Source organism: Rothia mucilaginosa (assembly GCF_901875305.1).
Classification (GTDB): Bacteria; Actinomycetota; Actinomycetes; order Actinomycetales; family Micrococcaceae; genus Rothia.
Map to the genome: position 1 here is coordinate 436,619 of NZ_CABFLY010000002.1, position 26,672 is coordinate 463,290.

Annotated in this window: 21 protein-coding genes; 2 read left to right on the top strand and 19 right to left on the bottom strand. The window is 61.3% G+C overall.

Going from position 1 to position 26,672, the window contains the following annotated elements:
* Positions 1-201: 201 nt before the first annotated feature.
* The 10 genes from mshC to dnaJ form a co-directional block, all read right to left on the bottom strand.
* Positions 202-1,518 (bottom strand): cysteine--1-D-myo-inosityl 2-amino-2-deoxy-alpha-D-glucopyranoside ligase, encoded by a 1,317-nt coding sequence (gene mshC / locus JX292_RS03890; protein WP_204861635.1) that lies wholly within the window; start codon positions 1,516-1,518, stop codon positions 202-204.
* A gap of 259 nt (positions 1,519-1,777) precedes the next feature.
* A complete protein-coding gene (locus JX292_RS03895; protein WP_204861637.1) occupies positions 1,778-2,626 on the bottom strand; it encodes an undecaprenyl-diphosphate phosphatase in 849 nt (282 codons plus the stop codon).
* A gap of 164 nt (positions 2,627-2,790) precedes the next feature.
* Positions 2,791-4,530 (bottom strand): 2-isopropylmalate synthase, encoded by a 1,740-nt coding sequence (gene leuA / locus JX292_RS03900; protein WP_204861641.1) that lies wholly within the window; start codon positions 4,528-4,530, stop codon positions 2,791-2,793.
* A gap of 440 nt (positions 4,531-4,970) precedes the next feature.
* Positions 4,971-6,401, bottom strand: a complete 1,431-nt coding sequence (locus tag JX292_RS03905; protein WP_204861642.1) for an LCP family protein — start codon at positions 6,399-6,401, stop codon at positions 4,971-4,973.
* 148 nt (positions 6,402-6,549) lie between these two features.
* Positions 6,550-7,695 carry a GTPase Era gene (locus JX292_RS03910; RefSeq protein ID WP_204861644.1) on the bottom strand — a complete coding sequence of 382 codons (1,146 nt, stop codon included), beginning with the start codon at positions 7,693-7,695 and terminating at the stop codon, positions 6,550-6,552.
* Positions 7,696-7,799: 104 nt separating this feature from the next.
* Positions 7,800-9,191 (bottom strand): hemolysin family protein, encoded by a 1,392-nt coding sequence (locus JX292_RS03915; protein WP_204861646.1) that lies wholly within the window; start codon positions 9,189-9,191, stop codon positions 7,800-7,802.
* Between the two features lie 9 nt (positions 9,192-9,200).
* Positions 9,201-9,722, bottom strand: coding sequence for an rRNA maturation RNase YbeY (gene ybeY / locus JX292_RS03920; RefSeq protein WP_204861648.1), 522 nt, complete (start codon positions 9,720-9,722; stop codon positions 9,201-9,203).
* Between the two features lie 3 nt (positions 9,723-9,725).
* A complete protein-coding gene (locus JX292_RS03925; protein WP_204861650.1) occupies positions 9,726-10,853 on the bottom strand; it encodes a PhoH family protein in 1,128 nt (375 codons plus the stop codon).
* 84 nt (positions 10,854-10,937) lie between these two features.
* Complete coding sequence (locus JX292_RS03930; protein ID WP_204861652.1) at positions 10,938-11,711, bottom strand: 16S rRNA (uracil(1498)-N(3))-methyltransferase; 774 nt, start codon at positions 11,709-11,711, stop codon at positions 10,938-10,940.
* A gap of 161 nt (positions 11,712-11,872) precedes the next feature.
* Positions 11,873-13,009: a molecular chaperone DnaJ gene (gene dnaJ, locus JX292_RS03935; RefSeq protein ID WP_204861654.1), complete on the bottom strand. Its 1,137-nt coding sequence runs from the start codon at positions 13,007-13,009 to the stop codon at positions 11,873-11,875.
* Between the two features lie 248 nt (positions 13,010-13,257).
* Here dnaJ and JX292_RS03940 point away from each other — a divergent pair, with 248 nt between their 5' ends.
* Together JX292_RS03940 and JX292_RS03945 are read left to right on the top strand one after the other, a co-directional pair.
* Positions 13,258-14,127 (top strand): DUF3097 domain-containing protein, encoded by an 870-nt coding sequence (locus JX292_RS03940; protein WP_204861656.1) that lies wholly within the window; start codon positions 13,258-13,260, stop codon positions 14,125-14,127.
* 244 nt (positions 14,128-14,371) lie between these two features.
* The gene (locus JX292_RS03945; RefSeq protein WP_204861658.1) at positions 14,372-14,770 is read left to right on the top strand and encodes a DUF4870 domain-containing protein; all 399 of its coding nucleotides are present in this window, start codon (positions 14,372-14,374) and stop codon (positions 14,768-14,770) included.
* Positions 14,771-15,467: 697 nt separating this feature from the next.
* Here the strand turns inward: JX292_RS03945 and hemW are convergent.
* The 9 genes from hemW to JX292_RS03990 form a co-directional block, all read right to left on the bottom strand.
* Complete coding sequence (gene hemW, locus JX292_RS03950) at positions 15,468-16,751, bottom strand: radical SAM family heme chaperone HemW (RefSeq protein WP_204861661.1); 1,284 nt, start codon at positions 16,749-16,751, stop codon at positions 15,468-15,470.
* A gap of 177 nt (positions 16,752-16,928) precedes the next feature.
* Positions 16,929-18,770 (bottom strand): translation elongation factor 4, encoded by a 1,842-nt coding sequence (lepA, locus tag JX292_RS03955; protein ID WP_430538707.1) that lies wholly within the window; start codon positions 18,768-18,770, stop codon positions 16,929-16,931.
* A 96-nt stretch (positions 18,771-18,866) separates the two neighbouring features.
* Positions 18,867-19,889 (bottom strand): PAC2 family protein, encoded by a 1,023-nt coding sequence (locus tag JX292_RS03960; RefSeq protein ID WP_204861664.1) that lies wholly within the window; start codon positions 19,887-19,889, stop codon positions 18,867-18,869.
* Between the two features lie 482 nt (positions 19,890-20,371).
* Positions 20,372-20,707 carry a hypothetical protein gene (locus JX292_RS03965; RefSeq protein WP_204861673.1) on the bottom strand — a complete coding sequence of 112 codons (336 nt, stop codon included), beginning with the start codon at positions 20,705-20,707 and terminating at the stop codon, positions 20,372-20,374.
* A 255-nt stretch (positions 20,708-20,962) separates the two neighbouring features.
* Positions 20,963-21,244 carry a hypothetical protein gene (locus JX292_RS03970; protein WP_204861675.1) on the bottom strand — a complete coding sequence of 94 codons (282 nt, stop codon included), beginning with the start codon at positions 21,242-21,244 and terminating at the stop codon, positions 20,963-20,965.
* Positions 21,245-22,394: 1,150 nt separating this feature from the next.
* Positions 22,395-22,658 (bottom strand): 30S ribosomal protein S20, encoded by a 264-nt coding sequence (gene rpsT, locus JX292_RS03975; protein ID WP_049346199.1) that lies wholly within the window; start codon positions 22,656-22,658, stop codon positions 22,395-22,397.
* 261 nt (positions 22,659-22,919) lie between these two features.
* Positions 22,920-23,555, bottom strand: a complete 636-nt coding sequence (locus JX292_RS03980) for a type II toxin-antitoxin system PemK/MazF family toxin (protein ID WP_204861678.1) — start codon at positions 23,553-23,555, stop codon at positions 22,920-22,922.
* 15 nt (positions 23,556-23,570) lie between these two features.
* Positions 23,571-24,599 (bottom strand): DNA polymerase III subunit delta, encoded by a 1,029-nt coding sequence (holA, locus tag JX292_RS03985; protein WP_430538705.1) that lies wholly within the window; start codon positions 24,597-24,599, stop codon positions 23,571-23,573.
* A gap of 54 nt (positions 24,600-24,653) precedes the next feature.
* Entirely contained in the window at positions 24,654-26,507 is a 1,854-nt protein-coding gene (locus JX292_RS03990) for a ComEC/Rec2 family competence protein (RefSeq protein WP_239653626.1), read from the bottom strand.
* Positions 26,508-26,672: the final 165 nt, after the last annotated feature.

A 26,672-nucleotide genomic window follows, 5' to 3' on the forward strand; every position in this document is an offset into this window, starting at 1 on the left:
TACAACCGGTTAAACGCAAGGGGTGGGTGACCCTGGACTATTCCAGAGTCCCCACCCCCTTTGTTGCTCTCAGAAGCCCTACGCTTCCCTCTGCGCCTCGTACGCGCGTACCTCAGCTAACATCTCTGCGGCGAGCGCATCGACCGCCTCACGGTCATACGGGCGGAAAGCGTACAGCTCCTCCATGACCGACGAAGCCGTTTAGAGGACCACGCCCAGGCGTGCCGCCAGGATGTCACGCACCAGCGCGCCACCGCTGACGGTGGTGTCCGCCAGAGCCTTCACAGCCCACGCATCCACGGCAGCCAGGGCGGCCGGTGCGTTCAGGTCCTCGCTGAGCGCCTCACGCACAGCGGCCAGCAGCTCAACCGCTGCCTCATCGGTGACGCCTTCGGAACCCTCGCGGCCTTCAGCCACCGACACCGCGTGACGGTAGGTGTCCAGGCGGGCCTTCGCGTGCTCCAGCAGCTCGTCGGTCCAGAACCAATCCGAACGGTAATGCTGACCCATAATCGCCAGACGCACCGCGTTCGCGTCCTCACCGGCCGCACGCAGACGCGAAACCAGCACCAGGTTACCGCGGGACTTGCTCATCTTGTGGCCGTCCAAACCGACCATGCCGGTGTGCGCGTAATGCTTAGCGTGCGGGCGTGCAGACACAGCCCACGAATGGCCCGCACCCAAATCATGGTGCGGGAAGGTCAAGTCGTTACCGCCAGCTTGAACGGTCAGCGAACCATCCACAAAACGGCGGGCAATCATCGTACACTCAATATGCCAGCCCGGGCGGCCCGCGCCCAGCTCGCCGGCATCCCAGCTCGGCTCGCCCTCACGCTCAACACGCCACAGCAGCGGATCCAACGCGTCACGCTTACCGGCACGGTTCGGGTCGCCGCCGCGCTCAGCGAAAATCTCCAGCATCTCATCGCGGGTCAAGTGGCAGACCTCGCCCGGTGCCCACGAGTAGCCCTCAGCGTTCGCGGGCAGCTCACGCACAGCTTTCAAATCCAGGTACACGTCACCGTCAGGATGCACCACACCCTGCTCGTCCGTGAAACCGGGCACGCGGTACGCCAGGCCGCGGCGGAACAGGTCCTCAATAATCGGGAACAGCCACTCGATAGACTCCACCACACCCACATAGTGCGCCGGCGGAATCACATTCAGCGCCTTCATATCGGTGCGGAACAGCTCTGTCTGATCCTCAGCCAGCTCGCGCCAATCCACGTTCGTGGCGGTCGCGCGTTCCAACAGCGGGTCGTCCACATCGGTCACGTTCTGCACGTAAGTGACGGGAACACCGGCGTCCAGCCAGGCGCGGTGCAGCAGGTCAAACGCCACGTAAGTGGAGGCGTGACCCATGTGCGTCGCATCGTACGGAGTAATACCGCAGACGTACAGGCTGGCCGCCCGATCCTCCTCCACCGGAACAACCTCACCGGCGGCGGTATCAAAGATGCGCGGCAAGTCGGCCTTGCCGGGCAGGGTGACGGAAGCGGGGGCATCCCAAGCTCGCATGGGTTTCCTTTCACACGTAGCGCCGCCCCCGCGCGGATGCACACGAACCGCCCGCAAAGGGCCAGCCCCGGTACGCACAAGGAGGGGCGCGCCCGCTCCACCGGCTGGTGGGTGCGGGCACAGAAAAAACTACTTAATAAGAATACCCGCCCGCGAGTGCCTCGCGGACGGGTATGTCATATATCGCCACAGACTAAAATTCTGAAGAACCTTTACGGCACCACAGAACCTAGCCTGCACCTCGCGTTCACAAAACGGTTTAGAAAGTCGAGGAGGTTGCGCTCAGTACGCCGGTACCCAGACCCACAAAAATCAGGATACCCAGCGCAATGCGGTACCAGATGAAAACGCCGTACGACTTCGAAGACACGTACTTCAGGAACCAGCCAATCATCATGTAACCCACCACAAACGCAACCAGAGTAGCCACGATGGTCGAGGGAATACCGTAGAAGCCGGTGGCCTCCTCGCCGGTAGCCACCTTGAAGGTCTTGTACAGGCCAGACATGAACACGGCGGGCATGGCCAGCAGGAACGAGTAACGTGCCGCAGCCTCACGGGTGTAACCCATGAACAGACCCGCGGTAATCGTACCGCCCGAACGGGAAACACCCGGAATCAGGGCCAGCGCCTGTGCGCAACCGTACAGCAGGCCGTGACGGAACGTCAGGTCCTTCAGCTCACGCTGCTCGCGGCCAAAACGGTCCGCAAGGCCCAGGAACACGGCGAAGACAATCAGCATGGTCGCCACAATCCACAGGCTACGGAACTGCGTGTCGATGTAGTCCTCCAGTAGCAGACCCAAAATGCCGATGGGCAGGGAGCCAATAATAATCAGCCAACCCATGCGGGCGTCCGGATCGTTGCGCGGCACGCGGCCGGAAAGAGCACCAAACCACGCCTTCACAATGCGCACAATATCGCGCCAGAAGAAGATTAGAACCGCGGTCTCAGTGCCCAGCTGGGTGATCGCGGTGAACGCGGCACCCGGGTCGGCCTTCTCCGGCAGGATCTGGCCAACAATGTTCAGATGCGCCGATGACGAAATCGGCAGAAACTCTGTCAGGCCCTGAACAAAGCCCAAAATAATCGCTTGAATCCATTCCACGCCTTCAAGGATACAGCAGGGGTACGGCGACGGGGCGGTTCGCAGAAGGTGATATATCACCTCCGCAAACCGCCCCGTCCACACCGCGGAACGCCGCTGAGTGAGTCAAACGCACCTACCCGCGCCGGATACGCTCCCCCGCCCCCGCGGAATGCCCGCGTAGCTTAGGCGTCGCGCAGCGCGCGGTTCACGGCCGAAATCATGGCCTTCAGAGCCGCACGGGTCGTCGAGTTGTCCACGCCAATACCCCACAGCACGCGCGAATCCACGGCGGCCTCAACGTAGCAGGCCGCATTCGCGGTCGAGGAGGAAGACATCGTGTGCTCGGAGTAATCCATCACGCGAATATCCACGCCCTCGCCCGAGAGGATGTTCTGAAGAGCATCCACCGGGCCGGTACCCGATGCGGTGCGGTTGTAGGTGTGACCGTTAATGTTCAGGGCCACGCGCAGGGTGGTCGCACCCGTATCAGCCGAATCAATGTTGATCGACTCGATGCGGTACTTACCCCAGCGCTTTTCGGGATTGGTGGCCGGCAGGTACTCGTCCGCGAAGATGTCCCACAGCTTCTCGCTGGTCATCTCACCACCCTCGGCATCGGTGCGAGCCTGAACGATCTTCGAGAACTCCACCTGCGCACGGCGCGGCAAATCAAGGCCGTGATCCTGCTTGAGCAGGTAGGCCATGCCGCCCTTACCGGACTGCGAGTTCACGCGAATAATAGCCTCGTAGGTGCGGCCCAAATCGCGCGGGTCAATCGGCAGGTACGGGACCTCCCAGTAGACCTCATCCACGCTCTTGCCGGCCTCAGCGGCGGTGCGCTCCAGGGCCTCGAAGCCCTTCTTGATGGCATCCTGGTGTGAACCCGAGAACGCGGTGAAAACCAGGTCGCCACCGTACGGGGAACGCTCGTGCACCTTGAGCTGGTTGCAGTACTCGACGGTCTTGCGGATACCGTCGATGTCCGAGAAATCAATCTGCGGGTCAATGCCCTGAGTGTACAGGTTCAGGCCCAGGGTCACCAGGTCGACGTTACCGGTGCGCTCGCCATTACCGAAGAGGCAACCCTCGATGCGGTCAGCGCCCGCCAGGTAGCCCAGCTCGGCGGCGGCCACGCCGGTGCCGCGGTCGTTGTGCGGGTGCAGCGACAGCACAATGTGGTCGCGGTGGTTCAGGTTGCGGTTCATCCACTCCACCGAGTCGGCGTACACGTTCGGGGTGGCCATCTCAACAGTTGCGGGCAGGTTCACGATCAGCTCGCGGCCGTTCTGGCCAATCTCCAGCTCGTCGGCCACGGCGTTGACCACGCGGGCGGCGTACTCCAGCTCGGTGCCGGTGAAGGATTCGGGCGAGTACTCGTAGATAATCTTCGTATCGGAAATCATCTGCTCTTCGTACTTGCGGCACAGGCGCGCACCCTGCAGGGCGATGTCGAGCACACCCTCCTGATCCTGGTGGAACACCACGCGGCGCTGCAGCACGGAGGTCGAGTTGTAGAAGTGCACGATGGCCTGCGGTGCGCCCTCGATAGCCTCGAAGGTACGGGCAATCAGGTGCTCGCGGGCCTGCACCAGAACCTGAATGGTCACGTCATCAGGAATGTGGCCGTCCTCGATGAGGGTGCGCACAAAGTCGAAGTCGGTCTGCGAGGCGGAGGGGAAGCCCACCTCAATCTCCTTGTAGCCCATCTTGACCAGCAGCTTGAACATGGCCAGCTTGCGGTCAGTGTCCATGGGGTCAATCAGCGCCTGGTTACCGTCACGCAGATCCACGGCGCACCAGCGCGGCGCCTTCTCCATGACCTTGTCCGGCCAGGTGCGGTCGGGAAGGTCGACAACAATCTGCTCGTGGAAGGGACGGTACTTGTGTACCGGCATGGGGCTGGGCTTCTGGTGGTTTTTCATGATGAATTTCCTGTGGGTTGGTCCGTCTCGTGCAGCCCGCATCGGGGCCTGTGCTGTGCCCGGGTATCGGTTCCCGGGCCGCCGTCATCAAGGCGGTGCATCGTATCGATGCTGGTGAGATGCCGCGTCAAAAAGCCGGAACGGTCGCGGCAGGTTCTAGCGTGCCCCGTTCCGGCGAATAAGCAGCAGGTTCACTGCGGGGCGGTACGCGCCGCGCATGCTCTCACCGTGAGTGGTCATGCCTCCACGCTATCACAGCCCGCGAAAGAATACCGCCGAGGCGACCGGGCCCGTCCATCATCTGGAAGAAAACGAGGACGGCGGACACGTGTGCTCACGCGCGAGGTCATACGCCCGGGCATACGAAAGGGGGCGCACCCACCACACTGGCGGATGCGCCCCCTTCGCTCACCGGAAACAGCCTCGCAGGGTATGAACCCTTAGAAGGCGAAAGCGGTCTGGCACTTGTTCTGGTCAGCAGTCTGGCCGCTCGCGTTACCCGCGATAGCCGCCTCCTGCTTCTCCATAGCCTCACCCGAGGGGAAGTCGGTACCAATCGTCACCGACACACCCTGAACCTCTTCGGTTGCCACCACGTGGGTGACGTTCAGCTTGCCGGCAATCTCCTGAGCCTCAGCCTCATAACCGGTCGAGTAGAACACCGTAGTGAAGTTCGTCGGAGTAGCCGAAGTGCCCGGAGTGACGTCCGTGTAGCCCAAGCCCTTGACCACCGAGGCAATCGTAGCGGAACGGCCCTCCAAACCGGTCGCGTTGTACACACTCACCGGTACCGCACGGTTCAGCTGAACCGCCGGAGTGGATTCTGCGGGCTTTTCCTCTGCCTTCAGCGACTTGTCATCACGCAGACGCTGGAAGACGTTATTGGCCGCCTCGGAAACCTGCAGTCGGTTCGAGTCCTGGGTCCACGGTTCGGTCGGCACGGTCGCGAACACCACGTTCGACAGGTCCACACCGCCGAGGGTAGCACCCACACCAATCAGAGTGCCGATATTACCCAGGCCCTTATCCACGGTCACATTCTGGGTAATTGCCTCAGAAATACTTGCCAGGCGGCCCGGGTTCGACAGAGTGCCTTCACTCTTAACCTTGCGCAGCAACGAGGCCAGGAACCCCTGCTGAGCCTGAATACGGCCGATATCGGAGCCATCCGAGAAGCCATGACGGCTACGCAGGAACGCAAGAGCCTGCTCACCCTCAACAGTAGAAGTACCCGCAGGAAGCTTCAGGCCACTGTACTCATCATCAACTGGGGCATCCACACACACCTGCACGCCGCCCACAACCTTCGACAGCTCCTTCACGGCATTGAAGTCAACCAGCATAAAGTGGTCAATATTCACGCCGGTCAGCTTGCTGATGGTCGCCACCGTACAACCGGCACCACCGCGAGACAGAGACTCATTGATCTGAACGTTATCCTCAGCCGGGTAAACGGTACCGTTATCAGGGTCAGTGCACTGCGGCACCGAAACCATCAGGTCACGGGGGAAGGACAGCACACTCACATTCTTGCGGTCCTTGCTAATCTGTAGGAGCATCATGACGTCCGCGCGAGCCGCAGAATTGCGGTCATTCTCGTCGCCGTAGGCACCGTTATTACCCTTACGGGTATCGGAACCAATCACAAGGATGTCCAGCGCGCCGTTCTCCAGGCCATCCTTATAGTTACTGATGTTCAGCTCCTGCGTGTGCAGATTATTGCGCATACGCAGGGCAAACACACCACCGAAACCAACGACAATGACGAGCATGCAGGCCGTCAACAGGGCAATCCAGCGGTTACGTTTCGAAGTCATCACCGAGGTGCGCATATGACGCCCGGTGCTTCGTAGGCGAGGTGCCTGGGGCATACCAATTCTCTTTCTGCCGGTGAGCAAATGTTTTCTCAGAGTAACATTTTTCGCTATGAGCGCCGAAAAGAAAAGGGGTACACGTCACCCGGAAGACGCGGATGAGACGGCATCTTCCGGGTGATCATACCCTTCTCGGGCGGAGGGCCTAGAAGCCCAAACGGTTCAAAGCGCGGGGGTCAGACTGCCACTCCTTAGCGACCTTCACATGGATGTTCAAGTACACGCGGGTGCCAAGCATTGCCTCAATCTGCTCGCGAGCCTTCGTACCAATCTTGCGCAGATTCGAGCCGCCCTTACCGATAATGATGTACTTCTGCGACTCACGCTCCACATACAGGTTCACGTGCACATCCAGCAGCGGGTTATCCGCCGGACGACCCTCACGGAACTCCATCTCCTCGACGGTCACGGCAATCGAGTGGGGCAGCTCCTCACGGGCACCCTCCAGGGCGGCCTCACGCACCAGCTCGCCGATGAGGGTTGCCTCGGGCTCATCGGTCAGCTCACCCTCCGGGTACAGCGGCGGGGAAAGCGGAACGTACTGCGAGAGCAGGTCGGCGACCGCATCCACCTGGAAGTGCTGAATTGCGGACACCGGAATGATGGCCGCCCAGCCGCCCTTACCGTCCACGGGCATCGGCTCAGAGATTTCGCCGGAGCGGCGCTTAGCAGCAGGACCCGAGCCTTTCGCAAAAGGAACCGGCGCGTTCTTGCCACCCTTACCACCCTTCTTCTGGGCGCGGTGAGCCGCACGCTTCGCGCGCTGGGCACGCTCGGCGCTCATGACCTCCTCGCCGAGGGCCTCGACCGCCAGCAGCTGCTCGCGCAACTCGTCAGAGTTCACAGTATCGGCCTTGGTCACAATTGCGACGACCGGCTTGTTGCTCGAAGCCACCAGCTGCGAGGCGATGTAGCGGTCACCCGGACCAATCTTCTCGTTCGCCGGAATGCAGAAGCCCAGCACATCCACCTGCGAGAGGGTGCCGGCCACCAGGTCGTTCAGGCGCTCACCCAGCAGGGTGCGGGGGCGGTGAATACCAGGGGTGTCCACCAGAATCAGCTGGTAATCATCCTTGTGCACGATACCGCGAATCGTGTGGCGGGTCGTCTGCGGACGGTTCGAGGTGATAGCAACCTTCTGGCCGACCAGCGCGTTCGTCAGCGTCGACTTACCGGCGTTGGGGCGGCCTACTAGCGAGGCGAAACCCGAACGGAAGTTCGGGGGGTAGGTCGGCAGCGGTGCGTTCAGGTCAAGAGAGCCCAAATCGAGCGGGGTGTACTCCTGGTCCATGTGTTTCTCCTTCGATAATCCCCTGCGAGAGGGGTGATGTCGTGTGCGCCGTATGCGGCGACGTATCGTGGTCGGCGGGGCCTTGCGAGATGATGCAGGGGCGGCTATGAAAGCTCTCCCCTGGGCTGAACCTTCGTTTCGAGTGCGGGGAGCTCACGGGTACCCGGGGCGTCATCACCGGTTTCTTCCCGGCCCTGACCCTCCTCATCCTCGCGAGGCGGCTCGTACCAGGCCTGCAGCATATCCACCTGATGGCGGCGTCCCGAAGAACCAATCGCGCGAATGTGGATACCGTGAATGGTAGTTTCAGAACCCACAATCGGCACCATACCCAGGTGCTTGGCGAGCAGACCGCCGACCGTGTCAACGTCCTCATCTTCCAGGTCGATACCGAAAATCTCGCCGAGCTCGTCAATACCCAAGCGGGCTGAGAGACGGAACGTACCATCGTCATTGAGCGTGTACTCGGGGCGTTCGTGATCGTACTCGTCGGAAATATCACCCACGAGCTCCTCGATGAGATCCTCCAGGGTAACCAGGCCGGCGGTTCCGCCATACTCGTCCACGACCACGGCCACGTGGGTTGATTCGCGCTGCATATCGCGCAACAGGTCCATGGCACGCTTCGTCTCGGGCTCAAATCGGGCCGGGCGCATAATCTCCACCAGGGTCGGCATGGGGTTACCCTCGGGAGCCTCGGAGTGCAGAATGTAGGTGCGCATCGAATCCTTGAGGTAGAGAATACCCAGAATCTCGTCGCTCGAATCTCCAATCACCGGCATGCGAGAGTAGCCCGAACGCAGGAACAGGCTCAGCGCCTCGCGTAGCGGTACGTCGCGGCCCACGGTGAGCATATCGGTGCGGGGCACCATGAGCGAGCGGATGCGCAGGTCATCCATCTCAAACACGGACTGCACCATCTGCGCCTCGTCGTCCTCGATGGTCTCAGCGTCGGAGGCACGCTCCAGGAATTCGCGCAGCTCCTCCTCCTCGAACACACCGGCGGGGGCCTCCGCCTCACGTGCCGGGGCGATGCGCTTTGAGAGCTGATCAAGCAGGCCGGTCACGGGGGCCAGCAGCTTCGACAGATAGTGCACCAGGCGGGCCAGCACGCGAATCGACGAAACCGGGCGGTTACGACCCGCCGAACGCGCCAGCACGTGCAACACCGGGTAGCCGATGAACGCAACCAGCACGAGGGTCAGGAACGCCGCGAGAACCTGAACCCCCACGAGCTCCAGCCAGAAAGTCATGGTTGCCAGCACCGCAGTGGCCGCAGCCAGCAGGCGGGTCAGACGCAACGGGTGCGTGTACACCTCGGACTCACCCTTGAGCGTGCGTTCCAGAACGTGTGCGCCAAGCGTGCCGGGATGCGCCTCCACGGCCTCCTCAGCCTCGTTGTGCGGCAAGTACGTGAACGCTGTCTCGGCAATCGCGGCCACCACCGTGAAGCCAAGCGCTACGACGGCCAGCAGAATCGAGATGAAAATACCCATGCCGCTCCCCTAGTGTCGGGTTTCGACCGGTGCGGGTCGGCCCAGGAACTCTTCGAGGATGGAGCGCTGAATACCGAACATTTCGGCTTCCTCTTCGGCGGTACCGTGGTCATAGCCCAGGCAGTGCAGAATACCGTGGGTGGTGAGCAGGCACAGCTCGTCGAGGGTGCTGTGGCCCGCATCCGCGCCCTGACGTGCGGCAACGGGCGGGCAGAGAAGGATATCGCCGAGCATGCCGCTGGAGGGGTTTTCGGGGGTTCCCGGTTCCAGCTCGTCCATGGGGAAGCTCATCACGTCGGTTGCGCCGGGCAGGTCCATCCATTCGATGTGCACGCGCTCCATTTCGTCTTCGTTCACGATGGCGATGGACAGGTAGGTGTCCTCGGCAAGGTGCATACGCTTGAAGGCGTGCTCGACGAGGCGGGTGAGTACCTCGGTATCTACCGCTTCGAAAGATTCGCGGATGAAGGCGTCGGTTGCCGGGTCGGCACCGGTTGCGGGTTCTTCACAGTCGAATTCGATCTCTGCCACCGTTTAGCGTCCTTCCTGCGCGCTCTGTGCGTTCTCGGTGTTCTTCTCAACGTTCTTTTCGGAGCCGCCGTTGATGCCGGCGCGGTCCAGAAGCTTCTCGGCCGCAGCCTCGATGGTGGCGCGCTTGACCTTGCGGTTGCGCTTGCGTTCCATAGCCTTCTGATCCTCACCCCACTGGTTGTAGGCGGACACAATATTCGAGACCAGGGTGTGACGCACCACGTCGGAGGATTCCAGGATGCTGAAGTGAATATCCTCCACGCCCTGCAGAATGTTGCGCACCTGCTTCAGACCGGATGCGGCACCACCGGGCAAGTCAATCTGGGTGATGTCACCGGTGATGACCATTTTCGAGCCGAAGCCCAGGCGGGTCAGGAACATCTTCATCTGTTCGGCGGTGGTGTTCTGCGCCTCGTCGAGGATGATGAACGCGTCGTTGAGGGTGCGGCCGCGCATGTACGCCAGCGGGGCGACCTCAATGGTGCCCGCCTCCATGAGCTTGGGGATGGCTTCGGGCTCGATCATGTCGTGTAGCGCGTCGTAGAGAGGACGCAGGTACGGGTCAATTTTTTCGTTGAGGGTGCCGGGCAGGAAGCCTAGACGCTCACCGGCTTCCACAGCAGGGCGGGTGAGGATAATGCGGTTTACTTCGTTGCTCTGTAGCGCCTGCACAGCCTTCGCCATAGCGAGATAGGTTTTACCGGTACCCGCCGGGCCAATACCGAAGATGACGGTGTTCGCGTCGATAGCATCCACGTACTTCTTCTGGTTAATGGTCTTGGGGCGAATCGTGGTGCCACGGGTAGACAGGATGCTCGTGGACAGCGAATGCGCCGGGTTGCTCAGCTCGTCGCCGAGCATACCCATGAGTCGGTGAATGACCTGCACGGTAATCTGCGTGCCGTGGCTAGAGAGCACGCGCAGTTCATGCAGCAACTTAGCGGCGGTGTTGACGGCCTCGGAGGGGCCAGTGATGAGCACGTCCAGGTCTTTGGGGCGCATGCTAATTTGCTCGAAGTAGTCCTCGATGATAGCCAGGTGCGCATCGTGTGGGCCGAGGACGGCAATCATCTCTGCGGCGCTCTTGAAGGATACGGTGCGTGCGGTCGACAGAGGTCGGGAGGTAGTCATATGGGCTCCTTGGCTAGTGATGTATTTACAAGTATAGATGGGTGTGATGCGTCACGCCCCGGCTGGGTTCCAGTAGCGGGCGCTCTACCAGCGGCCCAGCACCACGTTCAGGGTGCACATGGCGGCCGAGCCCGCGGTGGAAGAACGCAACACCTCGTCCCCCAGCAGCGCCAGGTGCGCGCCAGCCTCGGTGAAGAGCTGCACCTCGCGGTCGCTAATGCCGCCTTCGGGGCCGACGAGCAGGTAGATTTCTTCGGGCAGGTTCTCTGCCTCCACGAGCTTGCGTGCCAGGGCGCTGAGGCGTTCGGTCGCCTGCTCATGCAGGATGAACACGGCGGCGGACTGCTCAGAGCCGGCAACTTCTTCAATGAGCTCCACCAGGTCGGCGGTGCTGTACAGGTCGTACACTTCGGGAATGAGTGCGCGGCGCGACTGCTTCGCCGCGGCGGTGACAGTATTCTGCCACTTGGTGTGTGCCTTGGAGGCGCGCTCCCCCTTCCACCGCACGATGGAGCGGTCCGCGCTCCACGGAAGCACACCGTACACGCCCAGCTCGGTCGCGGTTTCGATGGCGAGCAAGTCGCGACCATCCTTCGCGAGCGCCTGCACCAGGTAGATGCTGGGGCTGGTGTGCTCCTCGCGAAGCTGCTCCACGTGCACGATAACGCCACGGTCAGTCAGGGAATGCACGGTGCCCACGGCTCGGCGTCCGGTGCCGTCACCCAGGTCGATGCTCTCCCCCACTTCCATGCGCTTGACGAGGGCGTGCTTACCCTCGGGACCGTCCAGCTCGAAGGATGCGCCGGGGGTGAGGGTCTCGTACTCTTCGGCGCTGATGTAGAAGATGGGGGCGCTCATGGTGCTCCTTGTATTCGTGCGGTGTTTCGTGTGGACGGTGCGATTTAATACAGCGGCAGGGCGGGCGAGGCTAGCTCCCCTCTCGGGGGGTCTGCGCATAAATGTGGCGGATGCGGTGCCCACCGGAAAGGCCCGGCGGCCACCGCATCCGCTACAGAGATTTACTTGAACTGGTCCTTCAGGCGGGAGAACAGGCCACCGCGGTGCTTCACCTGGGAAGCTTCGTTCAGCGGCTCGTTGCGCAGGGCCGCGAACTGGCGCAGTAGCTCGCTCTGCTCCTCGGTCAGATCGGTCGGGGTCGTCACCTGAACGCGCACGAGCAGGTTACCGCGGCGTTCGGTACCGAGCACGGTTGCGCCCAGGCCGTTGAGGGTGATGACGTCGCCGCTCTGGGTGCCGGCGGGGATGGTGACTTCCTGGTCGCCGTCGAAGGTCTTCAACGGGATAGCGGTGCCCAGTGCCGCAGCGGCCATGGGGATGTTCACGGTGGTGACCAGGTTGTCGCCCTCGCGGCTGAAGTACTTGTCGCGCTTGACGTTCAGGTCAACGTACAGGTCGCCGTTGGGGCCACCGTGCAGACCTGCCTCGCCCTTGCCGCGCAGGCGGATGCGTGCCTGGTCGTGCACACCGGCGGGAATCGTGAAGGTCAGCGGTACGTCTTCGCGTACGCGGCCCTGGCCGTGACATTCGGCGCAGGGGGTCTTGATGACGGTGCCGTAGCCGTGGCAGTCGGGGCATTCGACCTGCTGCATAACGGTGCCGAGGATGGACTGTACGCGGCGTTGCATGTAGCCGTGGCCGGAGCAGGTGGTGCAGGTTTCGGGCTGGGTGCCCTCGGCGGTGCCTTCACCGTTACAGGACTTACAGGTCACGGCGGAGCGACGCTCAATGGTCTTCTCAACACCGAACACTGCCTCCTGCAGGCTGATGGAGACGGTAATCAGGTCGTCCTGGCCCTGACGAACGCGGGATGCGGGGCCGCGTGCGCCCGCGGCGCCGCCGGTGAACATGTTCAGCAGGTCTTCGAATCCGCCGAAGCCGCTGAATCCGCCGCCCGGGTAGCCGCCGCCTCCGGGGGAGCCCGCGCGGCCCTGCTCGTCGCCGGTAGTGTCGTAGTTACGGCGCTTTTCGGGGTCGGAGAGCACTTCGTAGGCGAGGGTGACGCGCTTGAATTCTTCGGCTGCATCCTCGGAGGGGTTGACGTCGGGGTGTAGCTGACGTGCCTTCTTGCGGTAGGCCTTCTTGATTTCTTCGGGGCTGGCGTCATTCGATACGCCGAGAGTCTCGTAGTGGCTCATGTGTTTGTGTTCCTGTTCCTCTCAAGATGGTGACGGCGCTCGATGAGTGCGCCGCCGCCATAGTCGTATCAATTCTATGGGATAGTGTACGCGAGCCGATACAATGGCTAGGCTGAAAGGGGCCGCTCCCGCTATCCGCTTAATCCGCGGCGCGCTTCCGGCTTATTGGCGTTTATTGGGTGCGGCGTTTTTAAGCGCCCGAGGCCAACTCTCACGAGCCATGTCCGCACCATCCGAAGGAGAATACCTTGAGTACCCACCACTCCCCCTACGGCTGGGGTGCACAGGATCTGAACGCAGACCGCCTGAGCCGCAAGGCCCCGCCCCCGCGCAAAGTACCGCTACAGCGAGGCTTGCTCATCGAGAGCGTGGACGGCTGGGTGGGTGAGGTGGTGCGCGCAGAACGCATCGGCGGCGCTATATTCTTCGGTCTGGAGGACGCCAAGGGTCGCGTGAAGAATTACCCGCTCGGCACCGGCTATCTGATTGAGGGCGAGCCCGTTGAGATTGTTGCTCCAACACCCGCGAAGGCTCCCAAGCGCACGATTTCTCGGTCGGGTTCCATCGCTGTAAAGAACGCCCCCGCGCGGGTGGCGCGCGCCTCCCGCATCTGGGTTGAGGGTCTGCACGACGCCGAGCTGGTAGAGAAGGTTTGGGGCCACGACCTGCGCGTCGAGGGCATTGTGGTGGAGCCGCTACACGGTGTGGATGACCTGGCCGGTGCGGTGCGTGAGTTTGCTCCGGGGCCGGGCCGCCGCCTGGGCATCCTGGTGGATCACTTGATTGAGGGCACGAAGGAGCAGCGCATCGTTGCGGAGGCGCTGGCCGTTCCGGGTGCGGCGGGGCACGTGAAGATTGTGGGCCATCCGTTCATCGACATTTGGCAGGCGGTCAAGCCTTCGGTTCTGGGTCTGAAGGCTTGGCCGCAGGTGCCGCGCGGTGAGGACTTTAAGAAGGGCACGCTGCGCCGTCTGGGCCAGCCGCACGAGACGCAGGCGGATGTGGCGCAGGCCTGGAAGCACATTCTTTCGCGAGTGGATTCGTACGCCGACCTCGACCCGACCCTGCTGGGGCCGGTGGAGTCGCTCATCGATTTTCTGACCGAGCCCGGCGCGTAGCCCCGCTATGCTCGGTGGTGAGGATGTGAGTTTGCTCAGAACCTTGCAACCCAGGGCATTAACCACCGGCAGGGATGGTTCGAAGCGGTACAATGGTGAAGCACCGGTGCGGCCGCTCTGTTGAGCCGCGGCGGTGCTTCACTACACTCAAGGGCCGTCACTGCCTGTACGGTCTTGCCCCATTGGGGCGGATTCGTCGCCCGGTGGAGACCACCACAGATACTTCGATTGAACCAGGATTTTCGTGACTAACGACGCACACCCGGCCACCGGGCCTCAGAAAACCCGCAAGATTAGCGTGATTCAGGACCGTAACCGCGCGACTCTCGCGCATTTCGGGGGGATTCTCGGCATTCTTCCCTCCGCTGCGGTGTTCTACGTGAGCCGCCGTAACGCACCTTTTGCTGAGCAGGAAGCTTTCGAGGCTATGAATTTCACCCTCGTGCCCTCTGTGCTGATTGTTGCCTGCTTTGTCCTGGGCTTCGTGCCCGGCCTGGGCAATATTGCCCTGGTTCTGGGGATGCTCGTGTGGCTATTTATGGCGATTGCTTCGGTACGTGCCGGCATTGAAGTCAACCGCGGCGAGCCGTACAGCTACCGTATGAACCCGCGCCTGCTCGACCGTGTGGTGAAGAGCAACTAGCGCCGAACCGGTCGCCGTTCGTTCACGAGCATAGCGCTACATTTTTGAATACGTGGTAGGGGTCCGCACCGAGTGGTGCAGACCCCTATTGTGTAAAGCTGCTGGGGGTAATCTGTCGGTTTAAGTCTGCGTCTTTAGCACACGGTGGCTCGCCTATTGAACCTGCCCGTTGAGTCGGTTTTGTGTCGTCCATGTCATCCGTGAGCCGGTGAAAACCATGGTGGAGTCGAGAGGTGCGCAAAGGCGTCAAACGATCTCGTAGAAAATCATCGTTAAACGATCGTGGGCCCCTGTTGCCAGGAGCCCACAACCGTATTCACTCAACTTCAGCAAAGACGAGAACACGCTGTTAGACATATACCGTCCTGCCATGAACTATTATTGCACAGCCTAACCTTCAACCACAACTTGAAAAACGCTTTTTGGGGAAAGTTTTTTTGGAGGCGAGGATACCTCCAAAATCCGGTGGGTGGTCCCTCGCGGAAACCCACCCAAAACCCACATATTTTTAAGCTAGTCCAGCGAAAATTTGTGGTTCAAACCCAACAACTCCACATCAAAACCCACCGATACCTGACAAAAATCTCTGAGAAAAATTTCTAAAATTTCTCGTGTAACATTCGCGCGATTTAGTAGAGTTCAGCGGGATGGGGCTCCAGCCCCCGGACTCTGGAAACGTACGACCTAAGCCTGAAGGCTAGTCTCCAGCGGCCTCCGAGACCTCCGGTAGTAGTTCTCGGGTCACAGCGTCGCCGAGCAGGCGGCCCTTGAGGGTCAGGCGCACGTACGCATCCGGGTCGGGCTCGGCGGAGGCGGTGAGCGCATCCGGTTCAATGAGCCCCTGGGAGATGAGCCAGCGCAACGAGGCGCCCAGCTGCGCCTCATCGTGCACCGCGAGTAGCTCGCGCATCGCCAGGCCTTCGCGCACACGAATCATGAGCATGATGGTCTCGAAGGCTCGGGTTGAGGCGTCCAGCACTTCACGTGCCGCCGCGGGGGACTGCCCCGCACGCACCTTCTGCGCGTACGGCACCGGGTGCTTCACGTTCCACCAGCGGGTACCGTTCACGTGCGAGTGCGCGCCGGGGCCGATGCCCCACCAGTCCTGGTTGCGCCAGTAGGCGAGGTTGTGGTCGCTGCGGGTGTCCTCGCTGCGCGAGTAGTTGGAGACCTCGTACCAGTTGTAGCCGGCTTCTGTGAGCAGCTCTTCGGCGAGCAGGTACATGTCCGCCATGAGGTCCTCATCGGGCATGGTGTACTCGCCGCGGCGAATCTGCGCGGCAAGCTTGGTGCCGTCTTCGACGATGAGCGAGTACGCCGAAATATGGTCGGGTTCGTAAGAGATTGCGGCGCGAACGCTTTGCTCCCACTGCTGCAGGCTCTCCCCCGGCGAACCGTAAATCAGGTCCACAGACACCTGCAGGCCGACCTCCTTGGCCCAGGCGACGACCTTCGGCACGTTCGACGGCGTGTGGGTGCGGTCGAGCACCTTCAGCACCTCGGGTACGACGGACTGCATGCCGAAGGACACGCGGGTGAACCCGCCGTCCTTGAGGGTCTGCAGGTCTTTGCGGGTCACGGAGTCGGGGTTCGCTTCGGTGGTGACTTCTGCGCCCTCGACGAGGCCGAATACGTCGATGGCTACCTGCAGGATGCGCACGAGGTCGCGGGCGGGCAGTCTGGTGGGGGTGCCGCCTCCGAAGAAGACGGTGTGCATGGGGCGTTTTGCGACGCCGGATGCTTCGAGGGTGCGGGCGGCGAAGAGGATTTCTGCGATGGCGTCGTCGGCGTAGGTGCCCAGGCCGATGCCGTCGCCGAAGTCTTCGGTGGCGTAGGTGTTGAAGTCGCAGTAGCCGCAGCGTACGGAGCAGAAGGGGATGTGCACGTAGAGGCTGAAGTCGCGGGTTTCGCATCCTGCCGCGCTGGTGGCGGGGATGCGCCCGTCGCGGGGTGCGGGGTCGCCGGTGGGCTGGGCGGGCATTCTGCCTCCTGGAGGTGGGTGTACGAGTAGTGAATCAAATATGGGCACCGCGCATGCGGCTGGGCGGGTGGCATCAACAGACAGCGTGCAGAGAACCCGGCGGTACACGAGGCACCAGCCGGGTTCTCCACACAAACAGGTCAGCACACAGCCGGAAAAGCGACGAAGCAGCGAAGCCTACTTCTTCTTTTCCTTCTCCTCGCTCGAAGACAGTGCCGCAATGAAGGCTTCCTGAGGAACCTCCACGCGACCGACCATCTTCATGCGCTTCTTGCCTTCCTTCTGCTTCTCCAGCAGCTTACGCTTACGCGAAATATCGCCACCGTAACACTTGGACAGAACGTCCTTACGCATCGCACGGATATTCTCGCGGGCAATAATACGCGAACCGATAGCCGCCTGAATCGGCACCTCAAACTGCTGGCGAGGAATCAGCTCACGCAGCTTCGAGGTCATCATCAGGCCGTACGAGTACGCCTTATCGCGGTGAGTAATGGCGCTGAACGCATCCACCTTCTCACCCTGCAACAGGATGTCGACCTTCACCAGGTCGGCCTCTTCCTCGCCGTCGAACTTCCAGTCCAGCGACGCGTAACCGCGGGTGCGGGACTTCAGCTGATCGAAGAAGTCGAACACAATCTCTGCCAGAGGCAGGCGGTAACGCATCTCCACACGGTCAGCAGAGAGGTAATCCATGCCACCAATCTGGCCGCGGCGAGCCTGGCACAGCTCCATAATCGCGCCAATGTACTCACTCGGGGCAATAATCGTACACGCCACCATGGGCTCGCGAATCGTCGCAACCTTACCCTCGGGGAACTCGCTCGGGTTGGTCACACGCTTAGCGTTGCCGGCCTCGTCCACCACATCGTAAATAACGTTCGGTGCGGTCGAAATCAGGTCCAGGTTAAACTCGCGTTCCAGGCGCTCACGCACAATCTCAAGGTGCAGCAGACCCAGGAAGCCACAGCGGAAACCGAAGCCCAGAGCGGCAGAAGTCTCCGGCTCGTAAATCAGCGCGGCGTCGTTAAGCTTCAGCTTATCCAGTGCGTCACGTAGCGCCGGGTAGTCCGAACCATCAATCGGGAACAGGCCAGAGAATACCATCGGCTTGGGGTCCTCGTAACCGCCCAGGGACTCCTGTGCAGGCTTCGCGGCGGAGGTGACGGTATCACCCACACGGGACTGACGGACGTCCTTCACGCCGGTAATGAGGTAACCCACCTCACCCACGCCCAGGCCCTTCGACGGGACAGGCTCCGGGGAAATCACACCGATTTCAAGCAGGTCATGCTCAGTACCGGTGGACATCATCTTAATCTTCTGGCGCGGCTGCAGGCTACCGTCCACAACACGCACATAGGTGACCACGCCGCGGTACGAATCGTACACCGAGTCAAAAATCATGGCGCGCGCCGGGGCGGATGCGTCACCCTGCGGGGCGGGAATCGCCTCCACAATGCGGTCCAGCAGAGCCTCAACGCCCTCACCGGTCTTACCCGATACGCGCAGAACCTCATCCGGCTCGCAACCAATCAGGTTTGCCAGCTCCTCGGCGTACTTATCGGGCTGAGCCGCGGGAAGGTCAATCTTGTTCAGCACCGGGATGATGGTCAGGTCGTTCTCCATCGCCAGGTACAGGTTCGCCAGGGTCTGAGCCTCAATACCCTGCGCGGCGTCCACGAGCAGAAGCGCACCCTCACACGCGGCCAGGGAGCGGGACACCTCATAGGTGAAGTCCACGTGGCCGGGGGTGTCAATCATGTTCAGCGCGTAGGAGGCGCCGTCAACATCCCAGGGCATGCGCACGGCCTGAGACTTAATGGTGATGCCGCGCTCACGCTCAATGTCCATGCGGTCCAGGTACTGCGCCTTCATGTCGCGCGGGGCAACCACGCCAGTGGCCTGCAGCATGCGGTCCGCGAGGGTGGACTTACCGTGGTCAATGTGGGCGATAATGCAGAAGTTGCGAATAATCGCGGGGTCGGTCGCCGCCGGAACGGGCGGGTTCTTCGACATGGGTGCCAATCACATCATCCTTTCGAGATGCTGGCTGCGGGTATGGGCATAGTTGTCTATCATTTTCCCATACCCGCGGCCGATGCGCGAACGGACCTAACGTTCCGAAGAATCCTCCGCGGATCCCGCACCATCATCGGCAGGGTTCACGCTCTCGGAGGCGCCGCTGAGGGAATCCAGGTAGCCCTCAATGTCCTCAGCAATCACCTCGCCGGAGACAGTGCGCAGAGTCGAATCCATCTTCTGCTCGATCTCACGCACCAGCTCAACCTTCTCGTAGTCCTTCGCCATTTCTTCGGCGAGCTCTGCCTCCCACTCATCGGCGTGGGCGCGCAGGTGGTCGTACTCCTCAGACTCGACCTTAATGCCGAGGATGACCTCCAGCGCCTCGATTAGGCTCACGACCGCGCGCGGGTTCTGCTGGTCAAAGCTCAGATACCCCGGGATGCTCATACGCAACATGACCGAGGAAGACAGGCCGTACTCGGCGGCGAGTGCAGACATCGCCATCGTCACCGAGGTGGGGCCGGTGTAGTCTTCGTGCAGAATACCGGGGATGGCTGCCAGCTTCTCGTCGTGAGTGGTCAGCGTGTACGGGTACGGGCGGGTGTGCGCCACCTGATCCTCGAAGGTCTCAACGAAAATTGCGTGGTCCACGTGGAGTTTCTTCACGTACTTGAAGAAGCGGGTCATGAACCGCTGCATGCACAGGCTGGGGGCGGGGCCGGTCACCACGAGTAGGCGCAGGTGGCGCTCCGGGATGGTGACCATGTTGTAGAACATCTTGGGCCACACCAGGACCGTAGATTCGGAGTCGTCGCTGTTCAGTAGCTGCGGGGCGACGGAACCATAGTCGTAGAAGTCGTCCATGTCGAAGCCGGGGCTCTCATCGCACGGGTCGAATGCGCGGTGAATCACGTCGAGGGCGTCCTCACCGTTGCCCGGGGGTTCCTTCGCGGAGTTGAAACCGACCAGCATGACGGTCGTGTAGTTGTCCTCCTCGGAGGATTCGCTCAGGCGCAGCTTGCCGAGAAGGCCCTTCTTCGCGGGCTGTTCTGTGGAGGCGGCCTTGGCGAAAGCATCAAAGAGCCGGGCGGGAGGGAAGTTCGGCTGGCTCATCGTTGTCCTTAGCTCGTGGTCGGTGGTTGTGTGGTGTGTATCGGCGGTGCTCGCTCCCCCGGGCTATCTATATGGTGCGGGCGGTGTGCGGTACCGCCGATAGTCCCCACTATACGGGCTCCCGTGCGACCCGCAAGCGGTTTCGTCACCGGGCGGGCGCCTCCCCCAAATCTGTGCGTCATAAAACCACGGCGTGCGGGCATAGCAAAAGGCACCCCACCACTTAGCAGGATGCCTTTCACAAAAGTTATGAGGAGCTAACCGGTGGTGCCTCCGGTGTCTTCTAGACCGAAGCATAAAGCCGCGGCCGCCCAAGCGTTATTGCCGCACCAATAGGTGAGGCTCAGGGTTTCAGAGGGGTCGTTTAACTCCTTAACCCCAGTATACACGAAAAGGAAACCCCCTGCGTTCCCCTTAGAGGAGGGGGAACACAGGGGGTCTCTGCCCTTAAACCAGAGAGGTACTCACGCACCCCGCAAGTTTTAGAAAGGCAGAAGCGCCAAATCGTATGGAGTGCCAGCATAAACATCCGGCAACTCACCATTAGCTACCTTCTCACGATACAAAAGGGTTACTTCGCTATCGTCGAAGGGGAATTCCTGAGCTTCATACCTACGCTTAATCTCTGCCAGACCCCACTCATATTCGGCACCGGGGCGCGCCACCGGAGCATTAAAAAAACGCCCATTCAACTCAGCACGCATCCACCCCTCCGGAGTATTTGCATCAGATATGGGCTTCGTAAAATCGAACGGGGCACGCCAATACTCAGGGTCTTCACGATAATCGTAAGCTTCTTCTGCGATCTCGCTACTCATGGGGAACCTCCTGATAATATGCAAAAAATGTGTGCCCACATCGGCGATACATGCAACGCCGCTTAGGGCGCTCATGATAGGCGCGGGCGGTGTGCGGTACCGCCGATAGTTCCCACTATACGGGCTCTTCCACAAACCGCAAGCGGTTTCGTCACCGGGCGGGCGGTGCCGCTGCGTACAGTGGAAAACTCAAAAATGGGTACACAAAAGCCCCGTGCACGCACACCGTGCACAGGGCCTTGCCACACCTAAAATCTAACGGTCGAGAAAGTCTATATGTTCCTCGTAGTCGAAGTCTTCAGTAGCCAGTTTCTGAATGGAAGTTAAAATGTCCTCTGGGATAATCTCTAAGTCTGCCTTCTCTAAAACATCTTTCGGCATCGACAACCCAGCTTCTATACAATCAGCGGCGGAGCACGACAAAGACATTTCCCACTCCCCCACGGCATCAAAGTGAGTAGCCCACTTATCTTTACGCACAATAGGAAGAGAAACCATGTACCCAGAAAGAACCTTAGCTTCTTCCCAATCTAGCATATACATTCACGCCCAGACTACCTAAACGGATAAATCGATTTAACTTTCAGTTTATCATCTTCTTTACTTACAGCAACTAAGATTTTTCCTACTCTGGGTATTTCTTTCGTGATTACGTGCGTCCCGGGAAATTTCCCGGGTTCCCATTCAGATATAGGAGTTTGAACTACACCTAACAGAAGAATAGCTATATCCCCAGGGTCTAATGTGCCAAAAGTAGTAGGAGCAGTCCCACCTTCACCATGACGAACCAAAATATGTTGCCACTGCCCAGGACTCAACAACTCCAAAAACTCCGGCCACCCAGACGAATAGTCCCGCAACACCTTAGGCATCTGAACACTCTCACCCCGACCACGGTTATACATCTCCCGCCATGACGAAGCCACCTCCGCCAACGAAGGAGAATACCCATGCTTCCCCTGCTTACGGGCAACCACAGCATCACGAGCAACCTCATACTGGGCATACAATGCATCAGGGTCATACCCGGCAATCTTAGGAGTCTTCTTACCCCACGCAGGCACAATCTGACAATCACAATCAGCATGCCACTGTCGAGCAGCACCCGCAGACTGGGCATCCAGATACACCCACCCGCGAGAAGCTAACATCAAACACCATGCACATGTTTGACCATGAGGTTCGTACTTTGCAGGTGCCGCCTTTTGTTCTTGAGATGCTTCGGAGGCGACACTCAGAGGCCCGTGAGGGTGCCGTGTTCGTGTTTGAACAGGGTGGCGCTCCACTTGCATATAACTCTGCGCGAAACTGGCTAGTGCGGGCGCTCAAGGGCTCTGAGTTGGAGTGGGTGACCTGGCATGTGTTGAGGAAGACCACTGCCACTTTCTTGGATGAGAGGTTGGGTATTGCGGAGGCATCGTTGCAGCTTGGTCATGCGTCGGAGGAGATGACGAGATCTGCCTATGTGCAGCGGAGTAAGCAGGCGGCGTTTGCGGAAGCACTGGAAGGGCTGGCGGGCTAGATTTGGTCCCCATTTACTCCCCACTTTGAAATCTCTCTAAACTGCTACTAGACTGTCACCATTTGCAGTTTTGGCATGAAAAAATACCCCCGAAACCCCTTATAAATAAGGGATTTCGGGGGTATTTGCCCTAAACCATAGGGATACTCACGTACCCCGCAAGTTTTAGAAAGCCTTGTTTACCAGCGCAGCAAGACCGGACTTCTTGTTTGCAGCGGTCTTCTTGTGCAGAACACCCTTGGAAACAGCCTTGTCCAGCTTACGGTTCACAAAACGCAGAGCCTCAACGGCAGCTTCCTGGTTCTGTGCCTCAACAGCAGCCTTGACCTTGCGGGTCGCGGTCTTCAGCTCGGACTTTACAGCGTTGTTACGCAGGCGAGCCTTCTCGTTGGTGAGGATACGCTTCTTCTGAGACTTAATGTTAGCCACAATTAAACTTTCTGTTTTGTCTTATTGGTCGGTGAGGGCGACGCTGGCCGATCATCGACTGAGCGGCGTGGGGATGCCTATGGCAACCGGCCAGCAGTGCCCGATGACCATCGGACACTCAACCACACATAATACCAGATGAACAGCCTCCACGACAGGCCCTCGCGATGAGAAAAATACTGTGAAAACCGCTACACGCAACCCCCACATCCGGCGCAGATAATTGGCACCGGCCGCCGGTGAAACTACCGGCACAGGGTGCTAGCCGTTATGGCGAGTCCACGCACGCTCAATCAGGCGGAACGTATCCTCCGGCATAACCGCACCCTCACGGCGCATAGAATCCGGGCGAACACGAATCACACGGTTCAGCTTCACCTCAGAAGCGCGGCCCTGCGGATCCCACGGACCCGAACCAATATCAAGGTAGTTCGGATCAGCGTGCTCACGGTTATTGTGATTCTTGCTGGTCATCATCAGCGCCAGCAGGTACTCACCGTCACGACCCACCAGAAGCACCGGGCGGTCCTTACCCTGCGAGTGGTCCTCCTCGAAAGGAACCCACGTCCACACGATTTCACCCGGGTCAGCGTCGCCGTCCAGGGAAGGCGAGTACTCAAAGTTAATCATGTCGCGGTAATCGCCCGGGTAGTCCGAACCGTCGGATGCGCCGGTCGAGGTCGGTGCGGACGGCTTGGGTGCCGAGGACTGTGCCGAGGAAGGCTTCGGAGCGCTCGGCTTGGGTGAAGACTGTGAGGATGCGCGGCGTTCCTCGCCCTTCGATTCGTGCGAACCTTCGGAGCCTTGAGAGGAGGCCACCTCGTTAAGGGCCTCCTCTGCCGCCTTCTGCAGGAAGGGAAGCAGGGCAAAGAAAATTTTCTTCAGGAATTCAAGCATGCGCACCATTATGCACTAGTCGCGGGTGGGCAACGCAATCGCCAGCACCGCGCGCTCCACGGCGTACACCGCATCCAGCGACTCGCCCTTAAGCTGGGCGTCAGCATCGGCCAGAAGCTGCACAATATGCGCCAGCTGAGCGCCGGTAAAACGGCGGCCATCGCGCTGAGCCTGCTCCACCTGCCACGGCGCCATGCCCACCTCACGCGCCAGCTCGTTAGCGCTCATGCGCGCGTGGTGCACGCGCGCAATATTGCGGATGCGCATGGCGAGCGCGCCGAGCATCGGAATCGGTTCAGTTCCGGTGGCCAACGCGTGGCGGAGCAGGCGCAAGGCTTCGGGGGCGTTACCCGAGATGGCGGCGTCGCTCACGCGGAACGCGGTGACCTCGGTGCGGCCACCGTAGTAGAGGTTCACGGATTCCTCGGTAATCTCACCGGGGATATCGGCAAGCAGCTGCTGGCAGGCGGCGGCCAGCTCGGCGGTGTCCGATGCGGCGGCGGTCAGCAGGGCCAGTGCTCCCCCGGTGATGGGCCGGCGGGCGGCCGAAAACTCGCTGGCCAGGAACTCGCCCTTCTCGCGATCGGTTTTGAGAGCCTTGCAGTTGACGAGGGTGAACTGCGAGCGCACCAGGTCGATGAGCTTCTTGCCTCGGTTACCGCCCGAGTGGTTCAGAATCAGCATGATGTCCGGCTCGGGAGCCTTCAGGTAGGCCAGGGCGTCGGTGAGAAAGTCCTCGCTCATGGTGGCAACGTTCTCCACCTCAATTATTTTGGCTGAACCGAAGAGTGAGGGGGACACCTGCAGGGTCAGCTCCCCCGCCGTGTAGGTGGCGGCGTTAATCTGAACACGGTCCACCTCGGGGTGCGCCTCGCGGAAGAGCTCACGCAGGCGTGCCGCAGCGCGGGAGGCGAAGTACTCCTCCGGGCCGTAGAGCATAACGGCGGGTGCCGGGGTGACGGTACGCCACGCGGTGTCGAGGGCGGGGCCGCCGCGGCGACCGTATCCTCCTCGACCACGCTGGGGTGTACGCTGACCTGCCACGCTCATCACTCGCCTTCTGTTGGGTTTGTCTCGCGGGGTTCCGCTGAGTATCCATCATATCCTCTCCGCGTCGGTTGCCTCCTTTCCGCCGGTGATATTTTCGCCGGTACCCCGCGCGACGACCCGCAGGTAACGGCGGTGGGTCACGGCACGATAGCGGCGCGCATCCGCCCACCACAGCAGTGCACTGGCCCCCGCGACGACCGCGATGCTCAGGAGTACCGCCGGAAGGTTGCTCCCCGGTTCCCAGGGATTTCCGGGGGCTTGGGCCGCAATGACAGCGATGCGTTCGATACCCGCCGCTGCGAGTCCTCCGACGCGCAGGCAAAGGTCGGCCAGGGGCTCTATGCCCATCGCGAGGAATCCCAGGGCGGCCAAACCGGCGAGCATGCTCACGGGGGCAAGGGGTGCCGCCGCGAGGTTGGCCGGGACCGCGTAGAGCGGAACCTTACCGCTCATCGCCAGAATCAGCGGGGTACACCACAGGGAGGCCACGATTGGGGTCGCAAGCGCATGTGCCCAGAATCCCGGTAGGGCCCGCATGAAAAGGCGCGCCAGGGGCGGACCCAGCAGGATGAGCGCGGAGGTGGCCGTGACGGAGAGGGCGAATCCGGCGTCCAAAGCGCGATGGGGTGCCGCGAGCAGACAAACCAGCACGGTAACCTGCAATGCGGCGAGCGATTGGCGGCCCGAACCGCGTAGCATCGCGTAGGCACCGAGCAGACCCATGGCGAGAGAACGAATCACCGAACCCTCAGAGTCCAACAGCATGGCGTAGGCGAGCACCGCCGCGATGCCGCAGAGCACCACAACCCGGCGCGGGACGCTCAAAAGGCTCAGCCTTCGAACGAGCGGAGGGAGGTCGCCTCCCGGTACCAAACCGGTAGAGGCGATTCTTGCGCGCCGCTGCCCCGCGCTACTGTGCCTTGGCCCCGCGCCGCCACGCCTCGTCGGGCGGTCGCGCGCCCCGCCCCGCTCGGCAATACCGTGCCGCAACTCCTGCAGTCCCTTCAGCCCCCTCAACCGCTCGGCCCAGGAGCGGCAACGCAGGTAACCGGTGGCGATGCGGTATGGCCGCACGCGCAGCACCAGACGATACGCGGCGGCAAACATGAGGGCGATATTCGCCCCGGAAACCGCCGTCAGGTGGCTGAGCCCGCCGAGCTTGTACTCCTCACGGATTGTGGCGCTCATCAGGGAGTCGTCACCGTAGGCCGTGCCCAGAACGATCGCCGCCGAGTCTGCTCCGAGGACCTCCCGGCCGTGAGCTCGTAGCCGTTCCTTAAGGTCGGTCAGTATGCCTCGAGGGTCCGGGCCGCCGGGGTTTCCGCCCGTCAAGCTGTTGTTCTGCGCGAAGAGCGTTCCGCGCAGGCGAGCCGTCGCGGTGAACGGGCCTTCACCAAACTCCACAGTACCGATGGCCGTCACCCTCGTTCCGGGCTGCACCTGCCGACTCCCCGAGCCTGGGGACCCCTTCGCGTCTTGACTAGCCTTGATGGAGGCCGCACGCGTGTACACGCGCACCCGCTCGTTGACCGCTACCCGCACGGAACGGCCCTGCACTTCCTCCAGCCTGATGACCGTCAGGGCGGTGCGCGGATCGACGGGACGCACCTGTTCCACAACACCACTCAGACGGATGGACCGGCCCTGTGCCTGCTGCAGGGTGGCGCGGGAGGCATCCACCCCCGTGACGCACAGCAGTACCGCCTGCGCAACGATAACGCAGGTAACCAACACGCCCTGACCCGTAAGACGGAAGAGGAAGGGCCCCCGTGCCTTCGCGAGGCGCGAATCCACCCCGCCGCCCGGTGCCAGCAAGGCTATAGCCAGGCACCCCAACATCCCAATCAGAACGCACGCCACCGGGTGCAGCACCGCCCAGGTTCCACGATTCAGGGCCAACACGGTGAATCCCCAGAGGGTGAGCGTAGCCGGGATAAGACGCAGGTCCAGGTGGATAAGGCTCCCCTGGGCCCTCAGCTCCTCGCTCCCCCGGCGCTCCTTCCACCCTTCGGCCTGCACCGCCCAGCCGTGCCGAAGACTACCGCAAAGGCTACGCAGCCGACTGCC